This is a genomic window from Isoptericola sp. NPDC055881 (assembly GCF_053615895.1).
Window position 1 is genome coordinate 34,876 of record NZ_JBSHCR010000004.1, and the last position, 12,252, is coordinate 47,127.

At 74.5% G+C, this 12,252-nt stretch carries 13 protein-coding genes; 8 read left to right on the forward strand and 5 right to left on the reverse strand.

What is annotated here, in order from left to right:
• Window positions 1-49 precede the first annotated feature (49 nt).
• The 3 genes from ACWGKI_RS02075 to ACWGKI_RS02085 all read right to left on the reverse strand — a co-directional run bounded on the left by ACWGKI_RS02075 (window position 50) and on the right by ACWGKI_RS02085 (window position 2,330).
• Complete coding sequence (locus ACWGKI_RS02075) at window positions 50-1,030, reverse strand: hypothetical protein (RefSeq protein WP_452184288.1); 981 nt, start codon at window positions 1,028-1,030, stop codon at window positions 50-52.
• Window positions 1,027-1,713 carry an RNA polymerase sigma factor gene (locus ACWGKI_RS02080; RefSeq protein WP_452184290.1) on the reverse strand — a complete coding sequence of 229 codons (687 nt, stop codon included), beginning with the start codon at window positions 1,711-1,713 and terminating at the stop codon, window positions 1,027-1,029. Before ACWGKI_RS02080 ends, ACWGKI_RS02075 begins: the two co-directional genes overlap by 4 nt.
• A 71-nt stretch (window positions 1,714-1,784) precedes the next feature.
• Window positions 1,785-2,330, reverse strand: coding sequence for a GrpB family protein (locus ACWGKI_RS02085; RefSeq protein WP_452184292.1), 546 nt, complete (start codon window positions 2,328-2,330; stop codon window positions 1,785-1,787).
• Between the two features lie 36 nt (window positions 2,331-2,366).
• Between ACWGKI_RS02085 and ACWGKI_RS02090 the strand changes: the two genes are divergently transcribed.
• The 5 genes from ACWGKI_RS02090 to ACWGKI_RS02110 all read left to right on the forward strand — a co-directional run bounded on the left by ACWGKI_RS02090 (window position 2,367) and on the right by ACWGKI_RS02110 (window position 7,633).
• Window positions 2,367-3,029, forward strand: coding sequence for a histidine phosphatase family protein (locus ACWGKI_RS02090; protein WP_452184294.1), 663 nt, complete (start codon window positions 2,367-2,369; stop codon window positions 3,027-3,029).
• A gap of 39 nt (window positions 3,030-3,068) precedes the next feature.
• Entirely contained in the window at window positions 3,069-4,721 is a 1,653-nt protein-coding gene (locus tag ACWGKI_RS02095; RefSeq protein ID WP_452184296.1) for a LuxR C-terminal-related transcriptional regulator, read from the forward strand.
• A gap of 108 nt (window positions 4,722-4,829) precedes the next feature.
• Complete coding sequence (locus ACWGKI_RS02100; protein WP_452184298.1) at window positions 4,830-5,462, forward strand: class I SAM-dependent methyltransferase; 633 nt, start codon at window positions 4,830-4,832, stop codon at window positions 5,460-5,462.
• A 224-nt stretch (window positions 5,463-5,686) separates the two neighbouring features.
• Window positions 5,687-7,096 (forward strand): DUF222 domain-containing protein, encoded by a 1,410-nt coding sequence (locus tag ACWGKI_RS02105; RefSeq protein ID WP_452184300.1) that lies wholly within the window; start codon window positions 5,687-5,689, stop codon window positions 7,094-7,096.
• A 60-nt stretch (window positions 7,097-7,156) separates the two neighbouring features.
• Window positions 7,157-7,633, forward strand: a complete 477-nt coding sequence (locus ACWGKI_RS02110) for an N-acetyltransferase family protein (RefSeq protein ID WP_452184302.1) — start codon at window positions 7,157-7,159, stop codon at window positions 7,631-7,633.
• An 18-nt stretch (window positions 7,634-7,651) separates the two neighbouring features.
• On the opposite strand, the gene ACWGKI_RS02115 is transcribed toward ACWGKI_RS02110, so the two are convergent.
• Entirely contained in the window at window positions 7,652-8,173 is a 522-nt protein-coding gene (locus ACWGKI_RS02115) for a hypothetical protein (protein ID WP_452184304.1), read from the reverse strand.
• Window positions 8,170-8,304 carry a hypothetical protein gene (locus ACWGKI_RS02120; protein WP_452184306.1) on the reverse strand — a complete coding sequence of 45 codons (135 nt, stop codon included), beginning with the start codon at window positions 8,302-8,304 and terminating at the stop codon, window positions 8,170-8,172. Before ACWGKI_RS02120 ends, ACWGKI_RS02115 begins: the two co-directional genes overlap by 4 nt.
• A 137-nt stretch (window positions 8,305-8,441) precedes the next feature.
• On the opposite strand from ACWGKI_RS02120, the gene ACWGKI_RS02125 reads away from it, so the two are divergent.
• The 3 genes from ACWGKI_RS02125 to grpE all read left to right on the forward strand — a co-directional run bounded on the left by ACWGKI_RS02125 (window position 8,442) and on the right by grpE (window position 12,129).
• Window positions 8,442-9,389 carry a cold-shock protein gene (locus ACWGKI_RS02125; protein WP_452184307.1) on the forward strand — a complete coding sequence of 316 codons (948 nt, stop codon included), beginning with the start codon at window positions 8,442-8,444 and terminating at the stop codon, window positions 9,387-9,389.
• A 224-nt stretch (window positions 9,390-9,613) separates the two neighbouring features.
• Entirely contained in the window at window positions 9,614-11,497 is a 1,884-nt protein-coding gene (gene dnaK, locus ACWGKI_RS02130; RefSeq protein WP_452184309.1) for a molecular chaperone DnaK, read from the forward strand.
• The gene (gene grpE, locus ACWGKI_RS02135; protein WP_452184311.1) at window positions 11,494-12,129 is read left to right on the forward strand and encodes a nucleotide exchange factor GrpE; all 636 of its coding nucleotides are present in this window, start codon (window positions 11,494-11,496) and stop codon (window positions 12,127-12,129) included. The genes dnaK and grpE overlap by 4 nt, the downstream gene beginning before the upstream one ends.
• The last annotated feature ends 123 nt before the right edge of the window (window positions 12,130-12,252 follow it).

Below are 12,252 nucleotides of genomic sequence, written 5' to 3' on the forward strand. Positions count from 1 at the left end.
TGCGCCGAGCCGGCAGGGGCGCCCGTGCGGTGGGTGCTGCGTGAGCCGGTCAGCGGGCCGTGCTCGGCCCGTACACGGTGACGTCGATGGTGCCGCCCAGGAGGACGTCCACCCGGGCGCACCCGGCCGACTCGTCCACGACGTCCGTCGTCGGGAACTCGAAGTCGACGGGGGCGAACACGTCGTCGACGACGGCGCGGGCCTTGGCGAGAGAGACGCACCGGTCCACGATCCGCTCCCGGAGGGCGGCCGTCATCGCGTCCATCTCGGGTGTGGAGAGCCGCTGGTAGGGGTCCTCCGAGGCGCTGACGGTCAGCTGCCGGTCCTGGACGTCGACCACGTAGTCGGAGCACGGCAGCCCTTCCGTCCCGGGCTGCTCGACCACCGTCCAGTCCTGCAGGCCGAGCCGGTCGACCTCACCCTGGGCCCAGGCGGCGCCCTCGGCGACCGTGCGGCACTCGCCCCTGCCGCCGTCGACGACGTCCTCGACGGTGCGTCGCAGCTCGACCACGCCGGTGCCGAGGGCCTGCGAGCCTTCCAGCCGCTCGACGCCGTCGGGCACCTGGTCGGCGGGGGCGACCACGGTCTGGCCGTCCCACGCGAAGGCGACGGGGTCGTCGATGGGCGGCAGCCCCTGCTCGGCGAGCAGGGTGGTGCAGTCCGCGTAGGGGTCGCCGGTGCGCCAGGACCCGGCGGCGTCGACGTGCTGCCTTGCGGCGGTGTCGGCGTTCCAGGTGCGCACGCAGGTCAGGCCTTCGCCCGTAGCCCCCTGGAACAGGTGGACCGCGGCGTACGCGACGCCACCCCCGGTGAGGACGGCGGCCAGGCCGATCGCGACCGCACCACGGCGCCCGACCCGGCGGCGTCGGCTCGTCGTCGGGGCGGGGGCCTCGGCGAGGTCGGCCGTGCTGCGGGTGCTGGTCGTGGCGATGTCGTCTCGCAGCGCGGCGAAGACCGCCTCGTCCACGGCGTCGAGGCGACCGGGGCGTGCCGGGTCGGCGTCTCGCAGCTGCTTCATCACGTCGGTCATGACGCCTCCTCGATCTCGGGGCGCGCGGCGCCCCACCTCTCCCGCTGTCCGTTGCCGTGCTGCTGTCCCCGCACCGCCGCGGCGGGCGGCGCCGGCGCGACGGTGGCCAGGGCGGGGCCGGGGACGGGGGCGGGCGGACCGTCGTCGGCGGTGGCGAGCGCGGCCAGCTGGTCGGCGAGCCGCCGGCGGGCGCGGTGCAGCCGGACGCGGACGCTGGCCCGCGTGATCCCCAGGACGAGGGCGATCTCGTCGCGGGCGAGCTGCTCCCAGGCGACCAGGCGCAGCAGCTCCTGGTCCTGCTCGCCGAGACGTCCCAGGGCGCGCTCGACGTCGGACCCTGGCGCGTCCGGTCCCGGGAACGTCTCGGCCACCTCGGCGCGCAGGCGGTCGGCGAGCGCGAGGCGACGGCGCTCGCCGCGGTGCAGGTTGGCGAGGACGCGCCTCGCCACGCCGAACATCCACGGCCGCGCGTCGGGTCCGGCGGGGACCTCCTCGATACGCCGCCACGCGATGAGGAAGGCTTCGGCGACGACGTCGGCGGCGTCGGCCGGGTCGGCCACGCGCCGCACCGCGTACGCGAGCAGCGGGCGGTGGGTCGCCTCGAAGAGCGCGGTGAACCGCGCCTCGTGCCCGTCCGTGACGGGTGGTGAGGGCGGGGCGGCAGGTGGTTCGAGGGCTGGCATCGTTGAGGTCCTCTCGACCGGGGGACGGTGACAACCGTGGCATGTCCGGCAACCGGCCGAGCGTTGCAGCCTTACGCGGACGTGTCGTTGGCGCGCAGCACCTGCCGCAGCTCGTCGGGCGTCAGGTCGGACTCGGCGAGCACCTTCTGCAGCACCGCCGACTTCCCGGCGAGGTACCGCTCGATGTCCATCGTCGGGTCCGCGGCGAGCGCGAGCTTCACGGCGCCGTACTCGTCGCGCAGGTCGTCCCGGCGGCGCAGCACGTCGCGGACGGCGAGATGGTTGCGCACGTGCAGCGTCCCCCGGGCGCAGACGTAGACGTGCCGCGCGGGGTCGTCGTCGGGCGCGTCCATCGCCTCCCGGCCGGCGAGGCCCAGGTCGCCGCGGTGCGTGTAGCCCACCGCCTCGAGCGCCCGCACCGCGGCGGGCACGTCGGCCGCGGGCACGATCACGTCGACGTCGAGGATCGGCTTCGCCGGCAGGCCGGGGACCGACGTCGACCCGACGTGCTCGACGACGGCGCCCGGGACGCCGTCGAGCGCCGCGCGCAGCGCACGGGCGACGCCCTCGAACCGTGCGGGCCAGGTGGGGGAGGAGGGGACGACAGTGATCGGCACGCGGACATCGTCGCAGCGATGGCGCAGGCTAGGGACATGCGCCTCCTCCTCCTGCGACACGGACAGACGCCCTCCAACGTGGCCGGGCTGCTCGACACCGGTGCGCCCGGACCCCGCCTCACGCCCCTGGGCGAGGCGCAGGCCGCGGCCGTGCCGCGCGCGCTGGAGGGCCGCCGGATCGACGCGCTGGCCGTCTCGTCCCTCCTGCGCACCACCCTCACGGCGCAGCCGCTGGCGGACGACCGCACCCTGCGCCCCACCGTCCTCGACGGGCTGCGGGAGATCGAGGCGGGCGCGCTCGAGATGTCCGCCGACCTCGCCGACCACCACACCTACCTGGAGACGGTGTTCGCCTGGTCCCGCGGCGACCTCTCCCGGCGCATGCCCGGCGGGCCCGACGGCGACGCGTTCCTCGCCCGGTTCGACGACGCCGTCGCCGCCCTGGCCGACCACGACCACGACGTCGTCCTCGCCGTGTCGCACGGCGCCGCCATCCGCTCGTGGTCCAGCGCCCGCGTCCGCGGGCTCGACGTCGACGAGGTGGAGCACACGCCGCTCGCCAACACCGGCCTCATCGAGGTCGAGGGCGACCCCGCGTCCGGCTGGCGCCTGGTCGACTGGGTGCGCGAGCCTGTCGGCGGCGAGCGCCTCGACGCCGTCGTCGCGAACGACCCCACCGGCGAGCCGGTCGACGACTGACGCAGGGCTCCCTCGTGGTGCCGGTGGGACGATCGGGAGGTGACGGGAGACGGACCCCGGGCGCCAGGCCCTGTGGCGCAGGCGCGTGCCGCGTGCGCGGCGCGGACCTGGGAGGTCGCGCGCGCCGCGTTCGCCCGGGCGGACGAGGACGGCGAGCCGCTGTCCGCGGCCGACCTGGAGGGCTGGGGCCTGGCGGCCCTGCTCGCGGGGGACGACCGGCAGTCCGACGCGGCGCGGGAGAGGGCGCATCACGCGTTCCTCGCCGCTGACGACCGGGACGGGGCGTCTCGCGTGGCGTTCTGGCTGGCCCTGACCCTGCTGATGCGGGGCGAGCGCGCCCGGGCCCGAGGATGGTTCGAGCGCCCCCGGAGCATCGTCGGCGACACGGGCTTCGCCGCCACCGTGTGGCACGGGTACGAGCGGCTGAACCTGGGCATGCGTGCCCTGGCCGAGGGGCAGGGCACGCAGAGCCGAGACCTGCTCGCGGACGCGGTCGCCGTCGCGCGCGAGCACGCCGACCCGGACCTGGAGCTGCTGGCCCGCAACGGCCACGGGCAGGCGCTCCTCGCGCTGGGACGCACCGCCGAGGGCATGGCGGAGCTCGACGAGGTGATGGTCCTCGCGACGACCGGGACGGCGGGGCCGCAGGCCGTCGGGCAGGTCTACTGCGCCGCCATCCTGGTCTGTCGCGGCTGCCTCGACCTGGGTCGTAGCGCCGAGTGGACGGAGGCCCTGTCCCGGTGGTGCGCGGGCCAGCCCGGCATCGTCCACTACCGGGGGCAGTGCGCCGTCCACCGTTCCGAGGTGCTGCAGCTGCGGGGACAGTGGGCCGCCGCGACGGACGAGGTGACCGCCGTCCTGGACCGGTGCGCGCGGGACCCCGGACGCCGCGACCCCGCCCGGGGGATGGCCCACTATCAGCGCGGGGAGCTCCACCGCGTCCGGGGGGAGACGCGCGCCGCCGAAGAGGCCTACCGGGCGGCGGCTGCCGCCGGTCTCGACCCGCAGCCCGGGCTCGCCCTGCTGCGCGCCGCCCAGGGGCGCGCGTCCGACGCGACCGCCGCGCTCGCCCGGGCGTCGGCGGAGGCGGCCGGGGACTTCCTGCGTGGCCGCCTCCTGCCGGCGCAGGTGGAGGTGGCGCTCGCGGCCGGCGACGGCGCTCGGGCGAGGGCGGCGTCGGCCGAGCTGGCCGCCCTGGCCGGGCGGCTGGGTGCGCCGTCGGTGACGGCGGCGAGCGCACAGTGCGCGGGCGCGGTGGCGCTCGCCGACGGCGACCCGCGCGGTGCCGTCGGCCCCCTGCGGGCGGCGCTCCGGGCCTGGGCGGAGGTGGGGGCGCCCTACGACGAGGCCCGGTGCCGCGTGCTGTTCGCCCGGGCCTGCCGGCTGCTGGGTGACACGGAGACCGCGGACGTGGAGACCGACGCCGCGCGGCGCACCTTCGCCGACCTCGGCGCGCGCCGCGACCTGGCATCCCTCGTGGGCGAGACGGCGGGGGCGCCGGACGGCCTCACCCCGCGGGAGGTCGAGGTGCTCCGCCTCCTCGCGACCGGGCTCACGAACCGGCAGGTCGCCGGGCGGCTCGTGCTGTCCGAGCGCACGGTGGCGCGGCACGTCGCGAACATCTTCCTCAAGATCGGGGTGGGTTCGCGCGCCGCGGCGACGGCGTACGCCTACGACTCCCGGCTCGTCTGAGCCCGGCCTGCACACCAGGGATGCATGGTCCTGCCGATGTGGCGTCGCGCGCACGACCCCTAGCGTCGGGTGCAGCACGAGCCGCTGGACCGAGCCCAGGAGGACGTCATGAGCACCTTCTACCAGGTCGCCTACGCCGTGGGATTCACGCCGTGGGAGCGGTCGGCCGCCGCGGACGCCGGTCGGCTGGACGAGCTCCTCCGACGCGAGGAGGCGGAGCGCGGAGGGCCCGGGCGCGCGCTCGACGTGGGCTGCGGCACGGGAGTGCATGCGCTGACCCTCGCCCGCCGCGGGTGGGACGTCACGGCGGTCGACGTCGTCGAGCGCGCTCTCGGCCGCGCCCGCACGAGGCTGGCGCGCGAGCACGTCGCCGCGACGGTCGTCCGGGCGGACGCCACGACCCTGCCCGCCGACGTCGTGGGGGACGGCTTCGACCTCGTCCTCGACGTCGGCTGCTTCCACGGGCTGCGAACCCCCGAGCAGCGCGCGATGGGCCGCGCCGTGACGGACCGCACGCGTCCGGGCGCGACGCTCCTGATGCTCGTGCTGGGCAGGTCCGTCGGGCCGCCGTTCATGCCCACCGGCGCCAGTCGGGCCGACATCGAGGACGCCTTCCCCGGGTGGGAGGTCACCGACGTGCACCGGGTCCCCACCGACGCCCCGGGCATGCCGCGCCTCGCGCGTCGTGGCGAGCCCACGTTCTACCGGCTGCGCCGCACACCGGTCGGCGGGCCGCGATGACCTAGGAGGTGAGGGGTTGTCCACAGGTCTCGCCCGGGGCGCGCTGAGCTTCGGTAGGATCGAACAAGTGTTCGAACGGTGTGTCGGGACGGCCGACCGCGGCGGCGAAAGGGGGCGGGACGGCTCAGCAGCACGACGTCGTCGACGCGTCACCTGGAGCGCCGGTCGAGCTGTCCGACGTGCTGCGACGCGTCGACCCTGGGCCGCGACCGTCCCTCCATGAGGTGTCGTCCTCGATCGACGAGGTGGTGGAGCTCCAGCGACGCATCGACGCGCTGGAGGGCGCCAAGGTGCTCGCCGTGGAACGGGCGCGACGGGCCGCCGACAGGTGCGAGCGGGCGCTGCTCGAGCAGGACGACCCGCAGGTCCGCCGGGCATCGTCGACCCGTCGGCGCGAGCTGGCGGAGCGGGCCTTCACGGCCGACCTGGCGACGGCGTTGCGCTGGTCCGAGCAGGAGGCGACGCGACTCGTCGGCGTGGCGCGCGTGCTGACCGAGGTGGCCTTGCACGCCCATGCTGCCGGCGAGGCCGGGGGCGGGGAGGGCACGGCCACGGCGCTCGTGGACCTGTGCCAGGGGCGGTTCTCGCTCGCGCATGCCGGGGCGCTCGCGGACACCCTCCTCGGCCTTCCCGACGTCGCCGCGCGCCGAAGCGTCGAGGAGGCGGTCCTGCCGGCTGCCAGGCGGGTCACCCTGCCGCAGCTCCGCCGCCGGCTGCGGCGCGCGCGGGACCTGGCGCACCCGGTGTCGTTGACGGTCCGGCACCGCGCGGCGGTCGACAAGCGGGCGGTCTACCTCGACCCGGGCGCTGACGGCATGGCCTGGATCGCCGCGCACCTGCCTGCGGTCCAGGCGCACGCGATCCACGACCGGCTCTCGCGCGTCGCTCGCACGGCACGGGACGACGGCGACCCGCGCGGGGCGGGGCAGCTCCGTGCCGACGCGTTCGCGGACCTCCTGCTCGGCCGGGCCGACGTCGACGGCGCCGACGACCCGCGTGCCGTCGCGGGCAGCGCTGCTGCCCGTGGCGCCGAGCGCGCCCGGGTGCCCGGCCTGGCAGACCTTGCCCGCCGCGTCGCACCCACCGTGCGGATCACCGTGCCGGTGCTCACGCTGCTCGGCGGTGACGCCGGCGGGGTCGCCGAGCTGGACGGTCAGGCCCCCGTCGACGCGGAGACCGCGCTCCGCCTGACGGCGAGCGCCCCCTCGCTCCGCCGACTCCTGGTCGACCCGGTCGACGCCACGGTGCTGGCCACCGACCCGGGCACCTACGCCGTGCCGGCAGCGCTCCGCGCGCTGCTGCAGGCCCGGGACGTCACCTGCACGTTCCCGGGCTGCACCCGGGCGGCTTCGGCCTGCGACGTCGACCACGTCAGGGCGTGGGTCGACGGCGGCACGACGACCGCCGACAACCTGACCCATCTGTGCCGTCACCACCACGTGCTCAAGCACCAGACCGGATGGCGTGTCGCCCGGGCGCCTGACGGCGCCCTGCTGTGGACGTCGCCCACGGGGCGCGCGCAACCCCGCCCCCCCGGACCCCGGGCGTCGCTCGCCGAACCAGGCCGACGCGCGAGCCCCCGACGGGCACCCGCCGTCCGATCCCGGCACGCCGCCGTTCTGAGCGGTCGGTGAGTCACGGCCGGGAGGGTCGGTCGGAGGGTCGGTCGTCATGACCTGTGCCAGCATGCCCGCATGACGACGGTGACGCTCCGCCCGATGACGCCGGGCGAGTTCGACGAGTGGCAGGACGCGCTGGCGGAGGGCTACGCGGCGGAGCAGGTCGCTGCGGGGATGTGGCAGGCCGACGGCGCGATGCAGCGGGCGCGCGACGAGAGCGCCCGGCTCCTGCCGCAGGGCGTGGCCACGGGACGGATGCTGTTCCTGCGCGGCGTCGACGCCGACGGTGAGCCGGTCGGGCGCGTGTGGGTGGCGCTGGACCACCCGCGCGGGGTGCCCGGCGTGGCGTTCCTGTACGACATCGAGGTGGTCGAGTCGCGCCGCGGTCAGGGGCTCGGGCGCGGGCTGCTCACGGCAGCCGAGGACGCGGCCCGCGAGGCCGGCGCCACCGCCCTCGAGCTCAACGTCTTCGGGCACAACACGCCCGCGGTGACGCTGTACGGCTCCGCCGGGTACGACGTCGTGACGCAGCAGATGCGCAAGCCGCTCTGACGACCGGGGGACGAGCCCTCAGGCGGCGCCGCCCGCCGGACCGGCCTGCCCGCCCACGGCGGCGACGACCTGTGCGGCGACGAACGCGGCGTTCGCGCGCAGGACGTCCTCGGGCACGTCGGGCAGGTTCTCCGCCCAGTCGAGCAGCGGGGAGCCGCGGAACTGCAGCACGCGGGCGGGACGGCCGAGGAACGCCAGGTGCAGGTGCGCCCCGCCGTCGCCCCACTTGGCGAGCTGCACGCGGCCCACGCTCGGCAGCGCCTCGACGGCCGCCGAGACCGCGACGATCAGCTGCCCCATCTCCGCGGCGAGGTCCGCCGGGACCGTCGGCAGGTCGCAGTGCGCCGAGACGGGCACGAGCGTGAGGAACGCGGGCAGCCCCTGGGCGAGGTCGGCGGTCAGCACCCACCGCTCGTTGCGCCACACGTGGTCCTCCAGGAACGTGGGCAGGCGGTCCGTCGTCGACGAGCACCAGCACTCGGACGGGTCTTCGCCCCTGCGCGGGGGCTCGGCGTCGGCCAGGGGGCGCAGCGGCTTCATCCGCAACGAGTCCACCTCGTGGGGTAGATGTCCCAGCCGGGCATCTCCTCGACCGCTACCGGGAGCCGGCCGTCCGGGCCGAGGTGGGCGGCGATGCGGGCGTAGTAGCTGTCGGCGGGCTCGGGCTGCATGCGCCGATCCCACCACAGGCGTCCGGGTCGCGGCAGGGCCGGGGCGCAAAGGTGGCGCTGAGCACGTTCGGAGGTTCGCGCCGCACCAGTCAGGGACACTGGAGACAGCAATCTTCTGTCAAGACGAGGAGTATCAGGTGCCCCAGGGAACTGTCCGATGGTTCGACGCCGACCGAGGGTTCGGCTTCATCGACCTCGGGGACGAGGCGGAGGACCTGTTCGTCCACGCGTCCGAGATCGTCGGCGACGACGGGCCCAAGCTGCTCCGTGAGGGGCAGGTCGTCGAGTTCGAGGTGGGCGAGGGCGACCGCGGCCCGCAGGCCCGCCGCGTCCGGGTCACGGGCGACCAGGCCGCGGACGCGCCCCTGGGCGTGCTCGGCACCGTCAACTGGTACGAGCCGACCAAGGGGTACGGCTTCGTCACGCCCGACGACGGCCGCGACGAGATCTTCGTGCACAGCTCGGCCATCGTCGGGGGCGGCGTGGTCACGGAGGGGCAGCGGGTGGCGTTCCTCGTCGTCGAGGGGGAGAAGGGTCCGCAGGCGGACCACCTGCTCCCGCTCGCGTCCGAGCCGGCCCGGCCCGCCTCCGACGGCGCGGACGGCACCGTCTCCTGGTACGACGACGTCAAGGGCTTCGGGTTCATCGCTCCTGACGCGGGCGGCGACGACGTCTTCGTGCACGTCCGCGCGCTCGGCCATGGCCTGAGCGAGCTCGCCGAGGGCGCACGCGTGACGTTCGACGTCGTCGAGGGCGACAAGGGTCCGAACGCCCGCAACGTCCAGCTCGTGCGCGGTGCCGGCGGTGCCGCCGGTGGGCGTGGTCCGCGCGGGGTCGCGGACCGCGGCCGGTCGGGCCAGCCGTCGTCGTCCGGCGCGCCCGTGCGTGGTGGCGAGGGCACCGTCGCGCGGTACGACGCGGACCGCGGGTTCGGCTTCATCACGCCCGACGCCGGAGGTGCGGACCTGTTCGTGCACGTGTCCGTCGTGCGGGGTGTCGAGTTCCTGGAGGAGGGCGACCGCGTCCGCTTCAAGGTGCGGCAGAGCGACCGGGGCCCGCAGGCCGACAACGTCGAACTGGTCTGAGCGAGCGGAACCTCCCGAGGATTGCGGCACAGCAGCCCTGTTCGCTCACAGCGAACGCCCGTGATCACCTGCGGGAATAGAGGCGCCCCGAGCAAGGTTGAGCCATACAGACTCAACTTCAGCGCCTGCGGTTTGCGAGGCCGGGGCGCCGAGATTTACGTTGAGTGCAGTTGACTCAACCTCGGGCGCACAGGCGTCCGGACGTACGCATGGAGGCAGCACACATGGCTCGAGCAGTCGGTATCGACCTGGGCACCACGAACTCCGTGGTCGCCGTCCTGGAGGGCGGCGAGCCCACCGTCATCGCGAACGCGGAGGGGTCGCGCACGACGCCGTCCGTCGTCGCGTTCTCCAAGACCGGCGAGGTCCTCGTCGGTGAGGTGGCCAAGCGTCAGGCGGTCACCAACGTCGACCGCACCATCTCGTCGGTCAAGCGCCACATGGGCACCGACTGGGCGGTCGAGATCGACGACAAGAAGTACACCGCGCAGGAGATCTCCGCGCGCGTGCTCGGCAAGCTCAAGCGCGACGCCGAGGAGTACCTGGGCGAGCCCGTCACCGACGCGGTCATCACCGTCCCGGCGTACTTCAACGACGCCGAGCGCCAGGCGACCAAGGACGCCGGCCAGATCGCGGGCCTCAACGTGACGCGCATCGTCAACGAGCCCACCGCGGCGGCCCTCGCCTACGGCCTGGAGAAGGGCAAGGAGGACGAGCTCATCCTCGTCTTCGACCTGGGCGGCGGCACGTTCGACGTCTCGCTCCTCGAGGTCGGCAAGGACGAGGACGACTTCTCCACCATCCAGGTGCGCGCCACCTCGGGCGACAACCGCCTCGGCGGTGACGACTGGGACCAGCGCATCGTGGACCACCTCATCAAGCAGGTGAAGAACAGCGCCGGTGTCGACCTGTCGAAGGACAAGATCGCCCTGCAGCGTCTGCGCGAGGCGGCCGAGCAGGCCAAGAAGGAGCTCTCGTCCGCGACGAGCACCAACGTCTCGATGCAGTACCTGTCCATGAGCGAGAACGGCCCCGTCCACCTGGACGAGAAGCTCACGCGTGCGCAGTTCCAGCAGATGACGCAGGACCTCATCGACCGCACCAAGGCGCCGTTCCACGCGGTCATCCGCGACGCGGGCATCTCCGTGTCCGACATCGACCACGTCGTGCTCGTGGGTGGCTCCACCCGCATGCCGGCCGTGACCGACGTCGTGCGCGAGCTCACCGGTGGCAAGGAGCCCAACAAGGGCGTCAACCCGGACGAGGTCGTCGCCGTGGGCGCGGCCCTGCAGGCCGGCGTCATCGGCGGCGAGCGCAAGGACGTGCTGCTCATCGACGTCACCCCGCTGTCCCTCGGCATCGAGACCAAGGGCGGCGTGATGACCAAGCTCATCGAGCGCAACACGGCCATCCCGACCAAGCGCAGCGAGATCTTCTCCACGGCGGAGGACAACCAGCCGTCCGTGGCGATCCAGGTCTTCCAGGGCGAGCGCGAGTTCACCCGCGACAACAAGCCGCTGGGCACGTTCGAGCTCACCGGCATCGCCCCGGCGCCGCGCGGCGTCCCGCAGATCGAGGTCACCTTCGACATCGACGCGAACGGCATCGTGCACGTGTCCGCCAAGGACCGCGGCACGGGCACCGAGCAGTCGATGAAGATCACCGGTGGTTCCGCCCTCCCCAAGGAGGACATCGACCGCATGGTGAAGGACGCCGAGGAGCACGCCGCCGAGGACAAGAAGCGTCGTGAGGAGGCCGAGACCCGCAACCAGGCCGAGTCCTTCGCGTACTCGATGGAGAAGCAGATCGCGGACAACCGCGACAAGCTCCCCGCCGAGGTCGTCACCGAGGTCGAGGCCGACATCGCCGGCGTCAAGACCGCCCTGGAGGGCGAGGACGCCGACGCCGTCAAGGCCGCGTACGAGAAGCTCGGCACGTCGTCGCAGAAGATCGGCCAGGCGCTGTACGCCTCGGCCGAGCAGGAGCAGGCCGCGGGCAACGCCCAGGCCGCCGAGGACGACGCGGCGTCCGCCGCGGGTGCCTCCTCCGCCTCCGACGAGGACGTGGTCGACGCCGAGATCGTCGACGACGAGGACGACAAGAAGTGACGGACGAGCAGCGGTCGGTCCCCGAGCCCCCGGAGAGCTCCGAGGGCTCGGGGGAGGCCCCCTTCCAGTTCACCGACAAGCGCAAGGTCGACCCGACGTCGGGCGAGGCCCGTGCGGGCGAGCCTGCCGAGCAGGCCGACGGGTCGCAGGACCCGCTCGCGGCGCTCGACTTCGAGCCCGAGGGCGAGGCCGCCGAGAGCGCGGAGGTCCTGGCGGCGAAGGCCGAGGCGGCGCAGCACCTGGACGCGCTGCAGCGCGAGCGGGCGTCGTTCACCAACTACCGCAACCGGTCGCTGCGCGACCAGGAGGCGGCGCGCACGCAGGGCACGCAGGACGTCCTGGCCGCGCTGCTGCCGGTGCTCGACGACATCGAGCGCGCCAAGCAGCACGCCGAGCTGTCCGGGCCCATGGCGGCCATCGCGGAGAAGCTCGACGCGTCGCTCGCGAAGTTCGGCGTCGAGCGGTTCGGTCAGGTCGGGGAGGAGTTCGACCCGACGGTGCACGAGGCGCTCATGCACAACGTCGACGCGGACGCCACGGCCACCACCGTCAGCCTGGTGGTGGAGCCCGGTTACCGTATCGGCGACAAGGTGGTCCGCGCCGCCCGCGTGGGCGTCGTCGGCCCCGAGTAGCAGTACCGAGGTGGCGCAACCCTCGGCGCAGGGTTGCGCCCCCACCCCCCCGGGCGCAACGGGGACGGGGGGGCCGGTGAGGACAGGGTAGAGAAGGGCGAAATAACCGCGCGCGGCGGCCCC